The organism is Thioalkalivibrio versutus (genome assembly GCF_001999325.1).
Classification (GTDB): domain Bacteria; phylum Pseudomonadota; class Gammaproteobacteria; order Ectothiorhodospirales; family Ectothiorhodospiraceae; genus Thioalkalivibrio; species Thioalkalivibrio versutus.
Genome location: NZ_MVAR01000012.1, coordinates 41517 through 59216, shown reverse-complemented (window position 1 = coordinate 59216; position 17700 = coordinate 41517). Strand labels below are relative to the sequence as shown.

The window sequence follows — 17700 nt, the reverse complement described above, 5'->3', positions numbered from 1 at the left end:
ACACCGCAGGATCCCGCCATGCAAGACGCCATCGCCACGCTCCCCAAGGTCGAGCTGCACCTGCACATCGAGGGCTCCCTGGAACCCGAGCTGATGTTCGCCCTGGCCGAGCGCAACAATGTCGAGCTCCCGTATGCCTCGGTCGAGGAGGTTCGGGCCGCCTACCAGTTTCACGACCTGCAATCCTTCCTGGATATCTACTACGCGGGCGCCTGCGTCCTGCTGACCGAGCAGGATTTCTACGACCTGACCTGGGCGTACCTCGAACGCTGCCGGGACGACCACGTCCGCCACACCGAGATCTTCTTCGACCCGCAGACCCACACCGAACGCGGCGTGCCCTTCGCGACGGTCATCGACGGCATCCACCGCGCGCTGGCCGACGGCGAACGGGAACTCGGCATCACCAGCCGCTTGATTCTCTGTTTCCTGCGCCACCTGAGCGCCGAGGCCGCGATGGAGACCCTGGAGACCGCCCTGCCCTGGCGCGAGCACATCCACGCAGTCGGGCTGGACTCGGCCGAATTGGGCAACCCGCCGGAGAAATTCCAGGCCGTGTTCGAGCGCGCGCGGGCCGAGGGATTCCCCGCCGTGGCGCATGCCGGCGAGGAGGGACCACCGGACTACATCTGGCAGGCACTGGACCTGCTCAAGGTCGCGCGCATCGACCACGGCGTCCAGGCCGAGCAGGACCCCGACCTGATGCAGCGCCTGGCGCGGGAGCAGATCCCGCTGACCGTCTGCCCGCTGTCCAACATCAAGCTGTGCGTGTTCGAGCGCCTGGAACAACACAACCTGAAGCGCCTGATGGACGCGGGGCTGTGCGTCACCATCAGCTCGGATGACCCGGCCTATTTCGGCGGCTACGTGGGGGAAAACTTCCGCGCCACGGCCGCGGCCCTGCAGCTGGACCTGGATGACCTGGAAAAACTGGCACGCAACGCCGTCGACGCCGCGTTCCTGGAAGCCAGCGCAAAACAGCGCCTGCACGACGAGATCGGCGACTGGCGGGCCCGGCAGGCCGCCTGAACCGCGAGTGCGGGTCCGGGATTCCTATCCGGAGAAGCGCGTCGGGCGGGCCGGAAGACGCCCCTTCGCCACCAGGCGCTCGATGCGGGTGAACACCTCTCCGCGGCCGAAGGGTTTCTTCATGAAGTCGTCGGAGCCGATGCGATCGAGGAAGAACTGCTCGACCGCGTCCTCGTTGCCGCTGATCATGATCACCGGCACCTTCGCGGTGGCGGGGTCCCGGCGCAGTTGACGCAGCATGGCAAACCCGGTCATCCCGGGCAGGAGGATATCCAGGAAGATCAGGTCCGGTGGATTCTCGCGCGCCAAAGCCAGCGCCTCCTCGGCATCGCCGACGCCAATCGGCTCCAGCTCGTTCTGCTTGAGCATGCTGGTGAGCAGCGCGACCACCGTGCGCGAATCATCCACCACCAACACCCGCAGCCCGCGAGCGGCCTCCTGGCGTGCCTTTGTACGCCGCTCGCCGGCCTTGCCGAACCGCAGCAGACTCCCCATTCGCTGCATGTAGCTCATGCCGGACTCCTTTCCCCTGGGCGTAGTGTTTCGTCGCACGCCAGATGACCGCATTGTTCCCGTGCCCGCACGCGCTGTCCAGCGCGCCTTGACGGCCCGTTTGAAGCCCGGTGCGAAGACGCGCATTATCCGGATTTGCCTGCGGATCACTGAATGGAGTCAGGGCCCAGCATGACGGCAGACACGCTCCGGCCGCCGGGCACGGCCGCGCCCCAGCGAGACCGCCCAATGGACGGCCCGCCATGAAGATCCTGGTCGTCGACCACTCCCGCGTATTCCGGGCGCTGTGGAGCCGAATGGTCCTGGCCGCCGGACACAAGCCGATCATGGCCGCAAGTGGTGCGGAGGGCCTCGTCCGCATCGAGGAAGACGACCTCGAGCTGGTCTGCGCCTCCATTACCCTGCCCGACATGAGCGGGATCGAGTTCTGCCGCCAGGCACGCGCCAAATCCGCCGGCCATGATCTGCCGCTGATCCTGCTGACCACCAAGCAGGACCACGACATACGCCGCGCGGCCTTCGAGGCCGGCGCCACCGATCTCCACGACAAGACCAACATCCGTGACCTGTTCCACCAGGCCGCACGCTACGGCCGGCCGGTGGAACACGCCCATGAGGGGCATGTGCTGTATGTCGAGGACAGCCCCACCGTCGCCCGGGTGATGACTCGCATCCTCGAAGGCATGGGTCTGGAAGTAGCGCACTTTCGGAGCGCCTCCGCCGCCCTGAATGCCTTCGACGAGGCCACCTGGGATCTGGTCCTGAGCGATATCCTGGTCGAGGGCGACATCAGCGGCATGGGGTTGGTCAGCCGCCTGCGCCACCGCTTCCCCGACAAGACCAGCCTGCCGATCGTCGCGATGTCCGGCCTCGACGACCCGAACCGACGCGCCGAGCTCTTCCGCCTGGGGGTCAACGACTTCGTGACCAAGCCGGTGCTGGAAGACGAGGTCCGCGCCCGCATCGGCAACCTCCTGGCGAACAAGCGCCTGCTCGAGGAAGTGCAAGGCCAGCGCCAGAAACTCTACGACATGGCGATGATCGATCCCCTCACCGGCCTGCGCAATCGCAATGTCCTGGCCGAATGCGCCGCACGCTTCTTCACCGAAGCCAACCAGAAGGACATGGCCCTCAGCCTGATCCTGCTGGATATCGACCATTTCAAGCAGATCAACGACAGCCACGGCCATCTGGTGGGCGACGAGGTCCTGGTTGGTGTGGGCGAGTTGCTACGTACCACCGGGCGCGAGGTCGATGTCGCCCTGCGCTTCGGCGGCGAGGAATTCCTGCTGGTCCTGCCCGAGTGCGACCTGTTCGATGCCCATACCCGTGCCGAGGAGCTGCGCCAGCAACTGCGCGAACTCCAGCCCGCCGGACTGACCATTACCGCCAGCTTCGGCGTGACCAGTCGTCCCTGCGGTCGCGAGGTGGACATGAACGACCTCTTCCGGGTCGCCGACCAGGCCGTCTACCAGGCGAAGAGCGAGGGGCGTGACTGCGTCGTCTCGCGCACCCTGGATGCTGGAGCCGAATCCGACTGCAAGGACATCCACGCCGCCGCCGACTCGCCCGGGCCGGTGCAACCGACCCCGGAACCGTCTGTCTGAGACGCGGACCAGGCCCGCCACTCAGCCCTGGATACGCCAGCTGCCGTCCGGCTGCCGACAGGCGGTCCCGTACACCTGCTCGGTCTGGCCTCCGATCACCGCGTCGATGGTGTACTCGCGGCACGGGCCGGCGGTGGTCTCGTAGGTCCGCGTCGGCACCACGGTGTACTGGTTGCCGCTGTCGGGGTTGACCCACCGCGAGGGCACACCCGTCCGCACACTCTCCAGGGTCTGGGCCGTCTTCAACCGGTCGACCTCGTCCATGGACTGGCCCACCGAGCCACCGATCGCCGCCCCCGCGAGGGTGCCGGCAATGATCGCCGCGGTCCGGCCACGCCCGGAGCCGACCTGCGAGCCAAGCACGCCCCCCAGCACGCCGCCGATCACCATCCCGGCCTGTTCCTGCGACCCCTGATAGGTCGCACAGCCGCCGAGACCCAGGACCGCCGCCAGGACAATCGCGAAAGAAACATTGCGCCACATGAGCATTCCTCCACCGGCGACCCGTATCTGAACCCGTGGGGGACCGGGACCCGTACCGGCTCTGGCGTCCCCCTGACCGGAGTATAGGCCACCCGGGGCCCACTCTCCGGCGCCCGGAAAACCAGGCTCGGCGGTCAGCCGGGCGGCTTCGGCGGGCCGGACGCGGCGCCCTTCGGCTCCGGCTTCGAGGCATTGATTGCGCGCTGGAAGACCCAGCTCTTGATCTCGCGGATCTGCTCCACCATGGTCCGCGACAGCGGTACCGTGTTGATGACGTTGCGGATCACGTCGCGCTGGTTGAACACCCGCCCCTCCTGGTAGGCGTCGATCCGCGCCGACTTCACCGCTTGCTCGATCTCGGCCCCGCTCCAGTCCTCGGTGCTGGCCGCCATGTAGTTCAGGTTGAAGTCCTCCAGGTTGCCGCCGTGACGCTCGACGTGGATGCGCAGGATCTCCTTGCGCTCCTCCACATTCGGCAGGTCGAGGAAGAACAGCTGGTCAAAGCGCCCCTTGCGCATCAGCTCGGCCGGGAGCTGCTGGATGCGGTTCGCGGTCGCCGCCACGAACACCCGGGGCGACTTCTCCTGCAGCCAGGTGAGAAAGCTGGAGAAGATGTTGACATTGCCGGCGCTGCCCGCGGCGTGACTATCGAAACCGAAGGCGTTCTCCAGCTCGTCGACCCACAGCACCATCGGCGCGATCTCCTCGGCGATCCGGGTGGCCCGGGCAAAGGCGTATTCCGGCGTACCGAAACTGCCGGACAGCACCAGGCTCATGTCCAGCCGCACCAGCGGCAGCTTCCAGGCGGTGGCGATCGCCTTGGCGGCCATGCTCTTGCCGCAGCCGCTCACCCCCATGAACAGCACCCCGGCCGGCAGCGGGACGTTGTCGTTCCAGGCCTTCTCGGTGAACAGGTCGGCGCGCGTGCGCACCCATTCCTTGAGGTTCTCCAGACCGCCGATATCCTCCAGCGAGCGCTGTGGCGGATAGAACTCGAGGCAGCTCTCCTTGCGCAGGATCTGGCCCTTCTCCTCCTGGATCTCGGCCAGCATGTCGGCCTCGGGCAGCGGCTTGCCGCGGAACAGCCGCGCACTCAGGTGCCCGACCTCGTTGAGCGACAGGCCGCGCATTCCCGCCGCCACCCGGAACAACTGCTCGCGCGGGACCGCCTCGGCGCCGCGGGTGTGTTCGAGCTGCTCCAGCACCTCGGCCTCGGACGGCAGCTCCACCTCGACCAGGAAGACCTCCTTTTTCAGGATCTCCGGCAGCTTCAGCAACGGGCAGCTGAGGAACACCACGTTGCGTCCCTTCTTCAGCTGGTAGTACAGGTCGCGCACTCCGCGCACCAGCGCCGGGTTGTCATCGAACCACATGGGCAGATCCTTCAGCAGGACCATGCGCGGGGCATCCGTCTCGCCGGCCGCCACCCGCGCCACTGCAGCTACCGGGTCCGTCGTCGGGGCATTCGGGTCGTCGTGCTCGCCAAATCCGTGACTCGCCGACCAGACTTCCAGGTGGCCGTCTTCGCCGTAGAACGAACGTGCGACCGAACGCAGCAGCCGCTCCATGCGATCTTCGTCCCAGCCGAGAAGGTAGAACACCGGATAGTGCGACTTGAGCCCGCGCAGGATCTTGTGTGCCGTCTGATTCTCCAGCTTCTTGCTCAATGCGCGTCTCCTCCCCGGGTGCCTGAGCCGAGTGTACCGATCCGCGGCGCCGATGCGACCTGCCCACCGAACCTTGGGATTGCGCATCCGCTACTCTGACCGCATCACGCCGGACGCTCCCCGGAGGCCCCGCTCAATGACGCACCCCCGCCCCCGACCCAACGGGTTTTCCCGCGCCAACATCGGGCGCGGCCTGCTGGTGCTGCTGATCGCGCTGGGCATCGGCATCGCGCTGCGGATCGGCGATCCGGTCCGCCTGCTGGCCTGGGGCGATGCCGTCGCGGGCGGCCCCTGGGCGACGGCAGGGCTGGTGCTCCTGATGGCCCTGATGCTGACCTTTGCTCTGCCCGGCACGCTCATCCTCTGGTTGATCGCCCCGTTCCATCCGCCCCTGTTAGCCATCGGTCTGCTCCTCGCAGGTAGCGTCAGTGGTGCCTGGGGTGCGTACCGCGTGTCCGCCCGCCTGGCGCGCCATCCCGATCACGAACGCCGCGAAGACGCCTGGCTGGCCGATTTCCTGCACCGCCACAGTGGCCTCGCCACGCAGATCGCGCTGCGCGTGCTCCCCGGCTTTCCCCATTCGATGGTCAACTACGCCGGCGGCGCGCTGGGCCTTCCACTTGGCCGTTTCCTGCTGGCAGCCGTGCTTGGGCTCGCCGTCAAATGGAGCGTGTACGCCACCGCCATCCACGGGACCACCGACGCCCTCGCGAGCGGCGAGGCCCTGCAACCGCAAACCCTCCTGCCCCTGTTTGCGCTGGCGGTGCTGTTGTTGCTGGGCGCCGCGCTGCGCCACCGGATTCAGCGCCGCCACTCACGGCACATTGAGACCGACGAATGACACAGCGGATGGCGCTGACCCGCCCACCAAACCGAGAACGGCTTCCCGGAGTCTACCCAGTCAGCCTGTGACCACCCGTCAGGTTGGTTACACTGTTGCGCACCACTCAAGCCCGGCCACCGCGTGACCCACGATACTGCCCCGCAGCAACATTCGGACATCGGCGACGTCAACCAGCGCTTCTACGATGGCTTGTGGGCGGACACGCGTCTGGTGCACCCGGAGCGCTTCAACACCTGGAGCCTGGTGTCCAGCCTGGCCGAATCGCATACCCGCCGGCTCGAAGTCGGGCCCGGCATGCGCCCGCGCCTGCCGATCGCCGGCACCCACTTTGTCGATATCAGCCCACCGGCCCTGGCGGCACTGGAAAGCGCGGGCGGCATCACCCACACCGCCCCCATCTCCGCCCTGCCCTACGCCGACCAGAGCTTCGACCTGGTGTGCGCGCTGGACATCGTGGAGCACGTGGAAGACGACGAGGCGGCCCTGGCCGAGCTCTCGCGGGTGGCGGCACCCGGGGCCCGGGTACTGCTCTCCACCCCGCTACACCCGGAATACTGGACACCGTTCGACGACATCGTCGGCCACTACCGGCGCTATGAACCGGCCAAGCTGACGCAACTGCTGGAACGCCACCACCTGCAGATCGAGCAAAGCGCAATCTTCGGCATGAAGCCCAAATCCTCGCGCCTCAATGACCTCGGCATGTGGTTCCTGCAACGTCATCGGCCGGTCGCGATGAAGGTCTACAACCGCTTCCTGATGCCCCTGGGACTGCGCCTGCAAAAGCCCCTCGAATTGACCCCCGGCATGGTCGCCACCGACGGCGTCGAAGAGGTCTTTCTGGTCTGCCGCCGCGCCTCCTGAAGCAACACGCCCCCGGCTGCCCCTGACACGACCCGGGTCGGTGGCGACTCAAAGCCCCGCTCCGCACCGGGCCTGCTTGATGGAAACCCTCGTCCGGGCGTACTGTCTATGCAGGTAATACTCCCGCGAGACCATCCAATGCTCGACCTGCTGCGTTCACGTTCCACCTATAGCGATCAGCGCTTCCAGTTTTCCCTGCTGGTGCTGGCCACCGGCTTCGTGCTGACCCTGCAAAACCCGCAGGCGCAGGAATCCGCTGCGGAACTGTTCTCCAAGGTGGAGTTCCCGAATTTCGCCCAGGTCCAGGACATGCGTCCGCAGCTGCCGCCACCGTGGATGGAAGGCGATCAGCTGGTGAGCGAAGACAGCGAGTCGGTCCCGGTCGTCACCCTGCTGGAGCGCGAAGATGCCCGCTCCGCCGATCCGCGCGAACGCCCGACGCGCGCCGCCGGCGCAGAATAACCCCGGCGGGGGTAATCAGAGCCCCGCCGCGCAGACCCGGTTGCGTCCCTCGCGCTTGGCGCGGTAAAGCTGCCGGTCCGCCTCCCCCAGAAGATCCTCCGGCGCCACGGATCGCCCCCCGTCGACTGCGGATACTCCGAGACTGACCGTCACCGCATCCGTCACGTTATCCGGGTGGCCCAGCTGCAACGATTCGACCTTGCGGCGCACCCGTTCGGCGACCGCCCGCGCACCCTCCAGCGTGGTGTCCGGCAGGATGCAGGCAAACTCCTCGCCGCCATAACGCGCCACCAGATCGGTGGGCCGGTGTGCCGCGGCGCGCAATACCTCCGCGACCTGGCGCAGGCAGTCATCCCCACGCTGGTGGCCAAAGCGGTCGTTGTACGGCTTGAAGTGGTCAATATCGATCATCAACAGCGCCAGGTTCACCTCGCGCCGCGAACCGCACTCGCGCTCCAGCACGGCATCGAATTCGCGCCGGTTGGCGAGGCCGGTCAGGCCATCTACCCGCGCCTGGCGTGCCAGCTCCGCCTCCACCTCCTTGCGCGCGAAGGTGCCGGCGATGATATCGGCTACCACCTGCAGCACGGCGATCTGTTCGGGGCTCCACTCGTAGTGCCGGGCCACCGAATCAAGGCCCAAAAGCCCGAAGGCCTTCTGATCACTGATCAACGGGATGAGCAACAGGGACTCGATATCCTGGCGCCGGAACTCGGCCTGCTCCACCACCGCAGCCTCGGGGAGCGCACCCACATCGGGGACGTGCACCGGGTGTCCCTGCCGAATCTGGCGGGTCACCCAACCATGCGCCTCCATGGGTATCCCTTGCATCTCGTCGAGAAAGGGGCCGACCCCGGGCGCGCACCACTCGCTCACCAGGTCCATCGTCTCATGGTCCGGGCGAAAGCAGATCACGTAGGCTCGCCCCATCCGGAAGAACTCGCCCAGACGTTGCAGGGCCTGCACAACGGCCGCGTCCACCGCGTCCGCCGACAGGTCCGCAAACTGCGCGGAGATCGCCGAGACCACCTCCTGCAACCGGTATTGGTGCTGTGCCCTGAGTTCCAGTTGCTTGCGCTCGGTGATGTCCTCGCCCATCACGCTGGCCCCAAGCAGCGTGCCCTCGGTATCGAAAAACCGCTGGGCATACCAGGACAGCGTGCGCTGTTCGCCACTACGGGTGCGGATGGTGGACTCCAGGCCCGCGATCTCGCGGCCTTCGTGAATGATGGCCTGCCCCTCGGCGTAGACCGCTACGCGATAGTCCGGGTCGGGGAAAAGCCATTCCCAGATACTCGCGTGTCCCACGACTTCCTCGCGGCTATAGCCACTGATCCGTTCCGCCGCCCGATTCCACAGCGTCACCCGCCCCTCGGGATCCAGGGTATTCACCCAGACCGGGGCGTATTCAATGATCTGTGAATGGAAACACCCGGAGGGGTCTGCCGCCATGATGATCCTCGCAACGGGAAACAATCGGCGCGTGGCGCAACGCCGCCCGGCGAACACGCGCAATCCCGTTCGCCCATCTCAATGAGGTTAGCAACATTCCCCGCCCTTCGCGCCAGAAAAGACGGCCGTTTGTTAGGCTGCCGTTGCATTCCCTGACGAGACGCTGATTCGCATGACCGAATCCTTCAAGGCCCTGCTCCTGGAACCGCAGCCCGACGGCCCGGTGGCCACGATCCGGACACTCACCCTCGACGACCTGCCCGCGGGCGAAGTCCTGCTCCAGGTTCACTATTCGGGGCTCAACTACAAGGACGGCATGATCCTGCAGGGGCGGGGCAACCTGGTGCGGGATTATCCCCACGTGCCGGGCATCGACCTGGCCGGGACCGTGCTCGAATCGGCGGACCCGCGCTACCGCCCGGGCGATCCCGTCGTGCTGACCGGCTACCGTGTCGGCGAGGCCCACTGGGGCGGTTACGCCCAGCGCGCGTGCGTCCGCGGCGACTGGCTGATCGCTCAGCCGTCCGGATACAGCGCGTGCCAGGCGATGGCCGCGGGCACCGCCGGCTTTACCGCCATGCTGGCGGTGCAGGCCCTGGAAGATCACGGATTGCAACCGAGCACCGGCGAGGTTCTGGTCACCGGTGCCTCCGGCGGCGTGGGCAGCATCGCCGTGCGGCTCCTGGCACGCCTGGGCTACACGGTCACCGCCGTGACCGGACGCCCGGAGAACGCCAACTACCTGCACCAACTGGGCGCCAGCACCATCTTGGCTCGCGAGGCGCTGGCCGACGCGCCGGCCAAGCCGCTGCTGGGCGAACGCTGGGCGGGCTGTGTGGACACGGTCGGCGGCGACATGCTGGCCCATGTACTCGCCGGGATGGCGTACGGACGTTCGGTGGCCGCCTGTGGCCTGGCCGGCGGCGCGCAGCTCCAGACCACGGTCCTGCCGTTCCTGCTGCGCGGGATCAACCTGCTGGGGATCGACTCGGTCCTGTGCCCCGCCGAGCGGCGGCGGGGCACCTGGGAGCGCCTGGCCGCTCTGCTCCCCGGGGCCGATCTCGACGCCATCACCAGCGAGATCGGCCTGGAAGACCTGCCGGACTACGGCGAAGCGATCCTGAAGGGCCAGATCCGCGGCCGTACAGTAGTCCGGCTGGATTAACCCCCGTCGAACTCGAACCGACTATGCTGGGCATACCACCCTGGAGGCGCCCGTGACCGAACTCGAAACCCGTCTAAAGCACATCCGTGACCGTCTGGCCGAGCTGGAGGCCATGGCCCGCGAGGACACCACAGAGGCCGCCCACCGGGTCACGGCCGAGTTGACCCGGGAGCTCAATCAGGCAATCGAGGACGCCGCCGACAGGACCGATGGCACCCACACGCCTGCGGCCAGCGAGCCACGTGCGCCCCGCGACCCGGTCGAAAAATGCCCGCGCTGCACCCTGCGCAGCTTCACCTTCCAGGACGGTACGATCCGGGAACGTGCGAACCAGCCGGGGCATTTCGAGGCGCAATACCACTGCATGAGCTGCGGCCACGAGGCCTGGCGCGAACTGGGCAGCCGCTGATTGATTACCGTCGGCACCCTACGATGCTGACGACCGCGACGAAGCCACCTTTGCCCGGCTAAACCTGGCTCTGGGTCCAGCGCACGATATCTGCCGCCCCCATCGCGCCCGCCTGGCGCGCCACTTCGCGTCCGCCGCGGAACAGCGCCAGCGTCGGGATACTGCGGATCGCAAACCGCCGGCCCAGCTCCGGCTCCGCCTCGGTATTCACCTTCGCCAGCCGCACGGTCGGCTCGAGGTCCGCCGCGGCCTGGCGGAACTGCGGGGCCATCATCTTGCAGGGGCCGCACCACGGCGCCCAGAAGTCCACCAACAGCGGGATCTCATTACGCTCGAGGTGGCGGAGGAAGTTCGTGGCGGTCAGTTCCAGCGGATCCTGGCCGAACAACGACCGATGACACTGGCCACACTTCGGGCCGGCACCCAGCCGTGTCGCAGGGATTCGATTCACCGCGTCACAATGCGGACAGACCACGTGCAGGGCTTCACTCACGGCAGCACCTCGTTCCAGGCAGAAGAAGAAAAGGCCAGCACCCTGATCTTACTCCGCGAGCGCGTGCATGGATCCATCAGGCCGCTGGGGAAACACTGATCAATGTACACGCCCGCGTTGGCACCCCAGGTTTTCCGAGACCAGGCGCGGTGCGCAGCCGGTAGTGGTTCTACCGGCAAGGGCCGCAACGCAGGATCGGGGAACCTGGGGTGCCAACCCCACAAGCCATTAAAAGCAGGGGCTCGGCCGCCCGTTGTTGATCAAAAACGGGCGTGGGAACGGCGTTGCGGTTCCCTTGTGCAGAATGACTGCACGGCAGTCACCGCNNCAAAAGCGACTCGAGCGCGAGCGTGTACATTAATCAGTGTTTCCCTGGATGCCGGGCGAGAAAGTGTTCGGTGCGTTCCACCGCGCGGCGTTCGTTGCGGTCGTTCCAGGATTGCCCGACCAGTTTGCGCATGGTGCCCTCGATAGTCCGCGTCACCAGCAGGTTGCTCAGCATCCGCGCGACATTCGGCAGGTCACGCGGAAACGCCCGCAGTGCCATGGAAAAGCCGATGTCGTCATACAGCACGTAGTGCCAGAACCCCGGCGGGATATAGAGCACGTCCCCGTGGTGCAATTCGGCCAGGTGGCCCCGCACATGCCGCAGCGCCGGATGGCGCTGGTAGTCGGGATCCTCGAAGTCCACCGAGGCCAGCGCACTGAACGAGAAAGGCACGTGGTACATGTACGGCGTGTACTCGGGAGCGACCAGCAGTACGCGTTTCGGCCCGCCAAAGTGGCACAACAAGATATCCGGGCGGTCGATGTCGAAGTGCATCTGCACGCGCGCGTCCTTGCCGCCCATGAACAGCACGGGCAGCTTGCGGAACAGTCGCAAACCGATGTCGGGAAACTCGAAGTCGCGCGCCAGCGTCGGCCGGGCGGCAAACAGGTTGAAGAAGAACAGGCGCAGATCGCGCTCGCCCCCTTCCAGAAGGTCCAGATACTCCGCCAGCGGCATGTGCAGGGACGCGGCGTGTTGATGCTCGTTGTCGCGCGCGGGCCGGCTGTCGTACAGCGGCACCACGGCATCCCCGGCGACCTCGCGAAAATAGTCGGGTGTCCAGCGCTCCCGTGCCGGCCACTCTCGGGTCAGCTCCTCCAGGATCACCGGTTGCGCGACCGCCTTGTACTGCCGCAGGAACGTGTCCGGTTCGACAAGCCCGACCCGCTCTACCGGCGTAGTCTCGATCATTTCCGCTCCCGTTTCCTCGCTCGGGGAAGCCCGTCAGCCTACCAAGCCCGCCCGCAGCGCGCGATGCTGCGCTGCGGCAACAGCCAGGCAGACAGCAGATGCGTGAGCCACCACACCCCGGAACATACCGCCATGACCACCGCGAGCCATGCAACAGGGTGCATCCACTCCTGCACCTGCCCACCCGGACCCAGCACCCAGTTCACGTTGTTGTCGGCATCCGCGAGCGCGAAGGTCAGCAACAGGATGACCCAGCCCAGCCCCACCATGTAACGCCAGGCACGGGGGTCATACCCGAGACGCCAGACCATCCAGATCAGCACGAACGGAAGCGGCAGGTGGTAAAGCGACAGCAGGCGCACGAACAGCGGGATCTCGGGGTTGAACATGTAGTGCACAACCCCCAGCGGGGCCCAGCCCCAGACCGCCATGCTCAGCAGGAAATCCAGCACCCAGCCCAGCTCCAGAAGCACGACGGCCACCAGCATCATGCTCGCGATCCGGCGACTCTCCAGCCAGGCCGCCAGCAGCCCGCCCAGTAACGCCACATTGGAAAACCAGAGGAAATTGAACCAGCCATGCACCACGGCATACACCGGAACCAGCACCAGAACGAAGGCGAGATAGCTCCACTTGAAGGCGCGGGGGACCCTCTCGCCACTCCCTGTTGTGACCCGCATGCGCGACCCTCTTCTTGCCCGTCCGTGCATTCGGGCTCAGGGTAGCAGCATGACACCCACACGCCCCGGAAACGCATCGCCCCATGAGACGGCTGTCGTTCCTTTTCCTCGCCCTGTTCCTGGCCACCGCCCCGGTCGCACTGGCTGCGGACACCGCTGAACCGCCCACCCCCACCATTGGCCTGGCGCTGGGCTCGGGCGGGGCCGGGGGGCTGGCGCATATCGCCATGCTGCAGGTGTTCGACGACCGGGGGGTCCTGCCCGACCGCATCACCGGCACCAGCATCGGCGCCGTGATCGGCGGCCTGTACGCCGCGGGGCTCGATGCCGACGAGATCTTCGACCTGTTCGACGACTTTTCCGGATCCGAGCTTGATGCCCTGACCGGGCTGGCGCGCTCCGAGATCAAGCTGCTGGACCTGGTCCCCCTGCGACTGGGCCGCAATGCCCTGTTCGATTCGGGCGAGTTCCTGCGTTTCCTCGCCGAGCACACCGAGGCGCGCGACTTCGACGACCTGCGCATCCCCTTCGCCGTGGTCGCCACCGACTTTCGCACCGGCGAGAGCGTGGTGATCGACCAGGGCGACCTTTTCCTGGCGATCGAGGCAAGCATGGCAGTGCCCGGCCTGTTCGAACCGGTCCGGCACGACGACGGCCAGACCCTGATCGACGGCGGGGCCTCCAATCCTCTGCCCTATGATCTGCTGCAGGGCGAATACGACTACGTGATCGCCGTGGACGTGTCCGGCAATGGCTCGCCGAACGCCACCGAGGAGATCGGCATCACCGACCTGCTGTTCAAGAGCTTCAGCATCATGCAGGGCTCCATCATCCGCCACATGACCCGCCTCGACCCGCCGGATCTCTACCTGGTACCGGACACTGGTGGCATCCGTTTGCTGCACTTCAACCGGATCGACGAAATCCTGGAGAAGGCGGAGCCCGCCGCCGGGGAACTCCGCGCCCAGCTCGATGCCTGGGGCATCCAGCCCCCGGCCCCCAGCCGGTAATCCGTGCCCAGAAGCCCGGTTTCATGCCCTATACTCGCGGCATCCACCGTAACGGACGCGGTGCCAAGGGAAGCCAGCAAGAACCGTGACCAGCGATAACCCCGATCCCCGGCCAGACGCAAAAGATCCGCCCCCGGGAACCGGCGACGGACGCCATGAGCTGTGGTTTACCCGACGCGATGATCAGGTCTGCGGGCCCTACCCTCAGCGCTCGATCGGCCGCTTCCTGATCCTGGGCCGGCTGCGCCCGGATGACCAGGTCAGCCTCGACCGCGAGACCTGGTGGCGCATCGACCAGCGCCCTCACCTGATCCCCGAAGAGTTGCAGAACGCCCACACCCCGGAGGGCCGCGAACGCCTGGAGCAGGCCCGCCTGCGCGAGGACGAACGCCGGCGGGAACGGCGCGACGACAACCCGCCCGCCGAGATCCGCGAACGCCGCAAGGGGGACCGCCGTTGTCCCGAATCGCCCGCGACGATCTCCCATCGCCAACAATGGGCCGAGATCCTGGAACGGCCGGCGCCGCCCTGGAGTGAGTGGGTCCGCGGGCCGCGGCCCTGGATCGCGGGTGGCCTTGCAGTCACCCTGGCCATCGGCCTGCTGCTCGCCTTCGGGATTGCCTTCGAGCGTGACTCCGGGCCCAACTGCGAACAAGCCGCGGGGCCCGGGGTCAACTGGAACTACTGTGACAAGGCCGGCGCCGACCTGCGCGGTGCCGACCTGACGGGCGCGTCACTTCACAGCACCCGCCTGGCCGGCGCGCGCCTGCATGGTGCACGGCTGACCGACGCGGATCTGCGTTTCGCGGACCTCGCCCTGGCCGGACTGGAGGGCGCGAATCTGGCTGGAACCAACCTGACCGGCGCGGACCTGATCCAGGCTCGCCTGGTCGACGCCAACCTCGAGAGTGCCAATCTCGCCCACGCCAACCTGACCAATGCCGACCTCTCCGGTGCCCGGCTGGACGCTGCTTACCTAAGCCGCAGCATCTGGACCGACGGCCGCATCTGCGCCCGTGACTCAGTCGGGAGCTGCGACTGACCCGCGGGCGCGCCCTCCACGTGCCACGCCCAGATCCGGATCGATTCCCAGCTCCTCGGCCACCTCCGCCCAGTACGGCTCGGCCTCGCAGGAACAGCAGTCGCACCAATCGGTGACACCGTCATGCATGCTGATCCGGCTGCGCAGGGCCTGCGGCATTCGCGTTCCGGATGTTTCGTGCGACATCGTCGCGCCCCCATCTCCGCCCTCTTTCCGATCCTGGTTCATGGCAACACCTCCCGACACGGACTCCTCATTCTGACCATAGACGTTGCCGAATCTCCGTGACATTACGGGTACCGGCCTGAGGTCCGCCCCGTGCTACTCTCAATCCGTTCGATCCCGGCCCCTGGTGAATATGGTCACCCGACGCGACAAGGTCCTGCTCTCGGTCTCCGCCGCGACCCTGCTCGGCATCCTGCTGCCGCTCGCCGCCCTGGCCTGGTTCCTGTGGCAGGAATCCGTGGTCGCCGAGGAGAAGCGCCTGGCCGAACTCTCCCAGCGTCTGGGCGAACAGACCGAAGCCGCGCTGGTAGACGCCCGCGAACTACTGGACAGCCTCAACCAGCTGGATCTGGAACCCTGCTCCCCGGAGCACCTGGAACGCCTTCAGGACGCGGCCATCGCACGGCCTCATGTGCGTGCCATCGGTTACTGGCGCGCGGCCGAACGCCAGTGCGGTGCGGGGTTTGTCCAGGGCGAGGCCCTCACACCACCGCGTGCCAGCCGCATCTACGACACCGGCGTGGTCGCCTGGTGGCCGAGCGCGGACACCGCCGTGGGCGGTGTGGAGCTGTTCCTGATGCGCTTCGGCCAGCATGATGTCGCGATCGACCCACGCCTGTTGATCAGTCCGGGCCTGCTGGACAAGCAGCGGGTCGGCCTGTGGGTCGAAGGCCTTCCCATGAGCCGCTATCCCGCTGACGCCGACCTGCCATCACCCGCCGCCACCCCCATTGGCCTGAGCGTCGACCGCGCCCAGGGACGCATCGTCAGCCGCTTCTCGCTGGACACGATCTTCCCTGTCGACATCATTGCCGTGCAGCCGCTGGCGGCCTTCTGGGATCGCTACCTTTCCACCCTGATCGTGGCGGGCATCTTCGGGCTGCTCCTGGTGACCCTCTGGCTACTCCTGGTCCTGCATTACCTGCGCCGCCACCTGAGCCTGGCCAGCGAGCTGCGCGAGGCCATTGCCAACGAGTGCCTGAGTGTCGAGTACCAGCCCATCGTCGACCTCGCCGACGGCCGTTGCCGGGGTGCCGAGGCCCTGGCCCGCTGGCATCGCGAGGGCGACGAGACCATCCGCCCGGATGTCTTTGTGCCGCTCGCCGAGGACACCGGGCAGGCCACCGATCTGACCCTGGCGATCTTGCGCGCGATCCTCCGCGATCTCGGCGACAACCTGCGGGCGCATCCCGAGCAGACCATCAACCTCAACATTACCGGCCACGACCTGGCCTCCGACCGCTTCGGGGATGCGCTGCGCAAGGCCCTGCGCGAGGCAGGTGTCGCACCCTCCGCGATCAAGCTGGAGCTGACCGAACGCTCCCTGCTCAACGAAGACGCCATACGCGCCCGCCTGCGGGAACTGCGCCGGCGCGGCCACCACATCGCCATCGACGACTTTGGCACCGGATATTCGAGCCTTTCCTACCTGGAACGTTTCGAACTCGATACACTAAAAATCGACAAGACCTTTGCCGATGCCATCGCCCACGAAGCGGTGACCAGCCATGTCATCGGCCACATCATCGAGATGGCCCGCTCGCTCAATCTGCAGATCGTCGCCGAGGGCATCGAATCGGCCCACCAGGTGGAATGGTTGCGCGCGCAGGGCGTGGAAGGCGGACAGGGCTACCACTTCAGCCGTCCCCTGTCCGCCGAGGCCTTCCTCGACTGGTGCCGCCAACACTGAGGAGACCATGTTCCAATCTTCGAACACCCGTCGCTCGGGCCGAATCCTGGCGCTCCCCCTGTTACTGTCCGCGATGGCCTCGGGCTGTGCCCTGTTGCCGGTGGAGCAGGATGCACCGGCTCCCACTGGCGACCGCCCCGCCTCCGAACCCGCCGCGCCGGAAACCGATACGACGCCACCCGAAGGCACCGATAACCAGCCCGAAACGGATACGAACACGGACACGGCCGCAGGTACGGATACGGACACCGAGACGGAGACGGAAACCCGCTCGACGGAACCCACCGAACCGTCGCTGGGCCTGCACATCGCCCGCTCGTCCAGCGCCGAAAGCGAACGACGCGTCTTCCTGAGGGAACAGGGTCACGAAACCCTGGACCCCGGCCGCCTGGGCTACTACATGGACGTCCTGGGGGCCCGCCTGCGCCAGGAGTTGTCCGGACAACCCAGCGCGATCGATCATCAGGATTCGGGTATCCGCGTGACCCTGCCGGAAGGTGCGGACCAAGCCCGCGCACTGGATACCATCGGCCGGCTGCTCGACGAGTTTGGTGCCAGCCTGGTGACCGTCATCGCGCATGGACACGGCATGGACGCATCCGACACCTCATCGGAGGGCACGGAGGACGATGCGATGGCGGCGGGCCGCCGCCTGGAGAACGCCGGGGTCGCCCCCGAACGCCTGGTCCTGCGCGTCTTCGGCACCACCACTCCGGCCGGGAACCTCGGCAGCGAGGCGTTCTCCCCGCAGATCGAGCTGCTGATCCAGCCCCTCGCCGCCAGCTGATCAATCCAACCACCACGCAATACCGCCTGCGCCCCAAA

General features: G+C 66.9%; 19 protein-coding genes. 11 read left to right on the top strand and 8 right to left on the bottom strand.

Annotation, left to right across the window (positions count from 1 at the left end; all coding sequences use genetic code 11):
- Window positions 1–18 precede the first annotated feature (18 nt).
- On the top strand, window positions 19–1029 hold the full coding sequence (locus B0684_RS04360; RefSeq protein WP_018649927.1) for an adenosine deaminase: 1011 nt from the start codon (window positions 19–21) through the stop codon (window positions 1027–1029).
- A 24-nt stretch (window positions 1030–1053) separates the two neighbouring features.
- On the opposite strand, the gene B0684_RS04355 is transcribed toward B0684_RS04360, so the two are convergent.
- Window positions 1054–1542: a response regulator gene (locus tag B0684_RS04355; RefSeq protein ID WP_018144221.1), complete on the bottom strand. Its 489-nt coding sequence runs from the start codon at window positions 1540–1542 to the stop codon at window positions 1054–1056.
- A gap of 242 nt (window positions 1543–1784) precedes the next feature.
- Here B0684_RS04355 and B0684_RS04350 point away from each other — a divergent pair, with 242 nt between their 5' ends.
- Window positions 1785–3149: a diguanylate cyclase gene (locus B0684_RS04350; protein ID WP_018649926.1), complete on the top strand. Its 1365-nt coding sequence runs from the start codon at window positions 1785–1787 to the stop codon at window positions 3147–3149.
- Between the two features lie 21 nt (window positions 3150–3170).
- On the opposite strand, the gene B0684_RS04345 is transcribed toward B0684_RS04350, so the two are convergent.
- Together B0684_RS04345 and B0684_RS04340 are read right to left on the bottom strand one after the other, a co-directional pair.
- Window positions 3171–3632 carry an RT0821/Lpp0805 family surface protein gene (locus B0684_RS04345; RefSeq protein ID WP_018144223.1) on the bottom strand — a complete coding sequence of 154 codons (462 nt, stop codon included), beginning with the start codon at window positions 3630–3632 and terminating at the stop codon, window positions 3171–3173.
- A gap of 134 nt (window positions 3633–3766) precedes the next feature.
- A complete protein-coding gene (locus B0684_RS04340; protein ID WP_018649925.1) occupies window positions 3767–5299 on the bottom strand; it encodes an AAA family ATPase in 1533 nt (510 codons plus the stop codon).
- Window positions 5300–5435: 136 nt separating this feature from the next.
- Here B0684_RS04340 and B0684_RS04335 point away from each other — a divergent pair, with 136 nt between their 5' ends.
- The 3 genes from B0684_RS04335 (at window position 5436) to B0684_RS04325 (ending at window position 7469) form a co-directional block, all read left to right on the top strand.
- On the top strand, window positions 5436–6140 hold the full coding sequence (locus B0684_RS04335; protein ID WP_018649924.1) for a TVP38/TMEM64 family protein: 705 nt from the start codon (window positions 5436–5438) through the stop codon (window positions 6138–6140).
- A gap of 123 nt (window positions 6141–6263) precedes the next feature.
- A complete protein-coding gene (locus tag B0684_RS04330) occupies window positions 6264–7007 on the top strand; it encodes a class I SAM-dependent methyltransferase (RefSeq protein ID WP_018170089.1) in 744 nt (247 codons plus the stop codon).
- Between the two features lie 138 nt (window positions 7008–7145).
- Window positions 7146–7469, top strand: a complete 324-nt coding sequence (locus B0684_RS04325; RefSeq protein WP_018170090.1) for a hypothetical protein — start codon at window positions 7146–7148, stop codon at window positions 7467–7469.
- 15 nt (window positions 7470–7484) lie between these two features.
- On the opposite strand, the gene B0684_RS04320 is transcribed toward B0684_RS04325, so the two are convergent.
- Window positions 7485–8921, bottom strand: coding sequence for a sensor domain-containing diguanylate cyclase (locus B0684_RS04320; RefSeq protein ID WP_018170091.1), 1437 nt, complete (start codon window positions 8919–8921; stop codon window positions 7485–7487).
- A gap of 172 nt (window positions 8922–9093) precedes the next feature.
- Here B0684_RS04320 and B0684_RS04315 point away from each other — a divergent pair, with 172 nt between their 5' ends.
- Both B0684_RS04315 and B0684_RS04310 read left to right on the top strand, forming a co-directional pair.
- Window positions 9094–10086, top strand: coding sequence for an MDR family oxidoreductase (locus B0684_RS04315; protein ID WP_018649923.1), 993 nt, complete (start codon window positions 9094–9096; stop codon window positions 10084–10086).
- A 52-nt stretch (window positions 10087–10138) separates the two neighbouring features.
- Window positions 10139–10495: a hypothetical protein gene (locus B0684_RS04310; protein WP_018144230.1), complete on the top strand. Its 357-nt coding sequence runs from the start codon at window positions 10139–10141 to the stop codon at window positions 10493–10495.
- Window positions 10496–10553: 58 nt separating this feature from the next.
- On the opposite strand, the gene trxC is transcribed toward B0684_RS04310, so the two are convergent.
- The 3 genes from trxC to B0684_RS04295 all read right to left on the bottom strand — a co-directional run bounded on the left by trxC (window position 10554) and on the right by B0684_RS04295 (window position 12908).
- Window positions 10554–10988, bottom strand: coding sequence for a thioredoxin TrxC (trxC, locus tag B0684_RS04305; protein WP_026304746.1), 435 nt, complete (start codon window positions 10986–10988; stop codon window positions 10554–10556).
- Window positions 10989–11349: 361 nt separating this feature from the next.
- Window positions 11350–12228 (bottom strand): cupin-like domain-containing protein, encoded by an 879-nt coding sequence (locus B0684_RS04300; RefSeq protein WP_018649922.1) that lies wholly within the window; start codon window positions 12226–12228, stop codon window positions 11350–11352.
- A 38-nt stretch (window positions 12229–12266) separates the two neighbouring features.
- Window positions 12267–12908 carry a hypothetical protein gene (locus B0684_RS04295; RefSeq protein ID WP_198928521.1) on the bottom strand — a complete coding sequence of 214 codons (642 nt, stop codon included), beginning with the start codon at window positions 12906–12908 and terminating at the stop codon, window positions 12267–12269.
- Between the two features lie 83 nt (window positions 12909–12991).
- Here B0684_RS04295 and B0684_RS04290 point away from each other — a divergent pair, with 83 nt between their 5' ends.
- Both B0684_RS04290 and B0684_RS04285 read left to right on the top strand, forming a co-directional pair.
- Window positions 12992–13918, top strand: a complete 927-nt coding sequence (locus B0684_RS04290; RefSeq protein ID WP_018649920.1) for a patatin-like phospholipase family protein — start codon at window positions 12992–12994, stop codon at window positions 13916–13918.
- Between the two features lie 85 nt (window positions 13919–14003).
- A complete protein-coding gene (locus tag B0684_RS04285) occupies window positions 14004–14960 on the top strand; it encodes a pentapeptide repeat-containing protein (RefSeq protein WP_018649919.1) in 957 nt (318 codons plus the stop codon).
- Here B0684_RS04285 and B0684_RS04280 read toward each other — a convergent pair.
- On the bottom strand, window positions 14940–15119 hold the full coding sequence (locus B0684_RS04280) for a hypothetical protein (protein WP_018649918.1): 180 nt from the start codon (window positions 15117–15119) through the stop codon (window positions 14940–14942). The two genes, B0684_RS04285 and B0684_RS04280, sit on opposite strands and share 21 nt — an antisense overlap.
- A gap of 199 nt (window positions 15120–15318) precedes the next feature.
- Here B0684_RS04280 and B0684_RS04275 point away from each other — a divergent pair, with 199 nt between their 5' ends.
- Window positions 15319–16875, top strand: a complete 1557-nt coding sequence (locus B0684_RS04275) for an EAL domain-containing protein (RefSeq protein WP_018649917.1) — start codon at window positions 15319–15321, stop codon at window positions 16873–16875.
- Between the two features lie 7 nt (window positions 16876–16882).
- Window positions 16883–17662: a hypothetical protein gene (locus B0684_RS04270; RefSeq protein WP_018649916.1), complete on the top strand. Its 780-nt coding sequence runs from the start codon at window positions 16883–16885 to the stop codon at window positions 17660–17662.
- Window positions 17663–17700: the final 38 nt, after the last annotated feature.

Excerpts from the sequence above, each read along its gene's own strand:
- B0684_RS04360 (WP_018649927.1), top strand. The coding sequence starts at position 19 with ATGCAAGACGCCATCGCCACGCTCCCCAAGGTCGAGCTGCACCTGCAC.
- B0684_RS04355 (WP_018144221.1), bottom strand. The coding sequence starts at position 1,542 with ATGAGCTACATGCAGCGAATGGGGAGTCTGCTGCGGTTCGGCAAGGCC.
- B0684_RS04350 (WP_018649926.1), top strand. The coding sequence starts at position 1,785 with ATGAAGATCCTGGTCGTCGACCACTCCCGCGTATTCCGGGCGCTGTGG.
- B0684_RS04345 (WP_018144223.1), bottom strand. The coding sequence starts at position 3,632 with ATGTGGCGCAATGTTTCTTTCGCGATTGTCCTGGCGGCGGTCCTGGGT.
- B0684_RS04335 (WP_018649924.1), top strand. The coding sequence starts at position 5,436 with ATGACGCACCCCCGCCCCCGACCCAACGGGTTTTCCCGCGCCAACATC.
- B0684_RS04325 (WP_018170090.1), top strand. The coding sequence starts at position 7,146 with ATGCTCGACCTGCTGCGTTCACGTTCCACCTATAGCGATCAGCGCTTC.
- B0684_RS04320 (WP_018170091.1), bottom strand. The coding sequence starts at position 8,921 with ATGGCGGCAGACCCCTCCGGGTGTTTCCATTCACAGATCATTGAATAC.
- B0684_RS04315 (WP_018649923.1), top strand. The coding sequence starts at position 9,094 with ATGACCGAATCCTTCAAGGCCCTGCTCCTGGAACCGCAGCCCGACGGC.
- B0684_RS04300 (WP_018649922.1), bottom strand. The coding sequence starts at position 12,228 with ATGATCGAGACTACGCCGGTAGAGCGGGTCGGGCTTGTCGAACCGGAC.
- B0684_RS04295 (WP_198928521.1), bottom strand. The coding sequence starts at position 12,908 with ATGCGGGTCACAACAGGGAGTGGCGAGAGGGTCCCCCGCGCCTTCAAG.
- B0684_RS04290 (WP_018649920.1), top strand. The coding sequence starts at position 12,992 with ATGAGACGGCTGTCGTTCCTTTTCCTCGCCCTGTTCCTGGCCACCGCC.
- B0684_RS04280 (WP_018649918.1), bottom strand. The coding sequence starts at position 15,119 with ATGCCGCAGGCCCTGCGCAGCCGGATCAGCATGCATGACGGTGTCACC.
- B0684_RS04275 (WP_018649917.1), top strand. The coding sequence starts at position 15,319 with ATGGTCACCCGACGCGACAAGGTCCTGCTCTCGGTCTCCGCCGCGACC.
- B0684_RS04270 (WP_018649916.1), top strand. The coding sequence starts at position 16,883 with ATGTTCCAATCTTCGAACACCCGTCGCTCGGGCCGAATCCTGGCGCTC.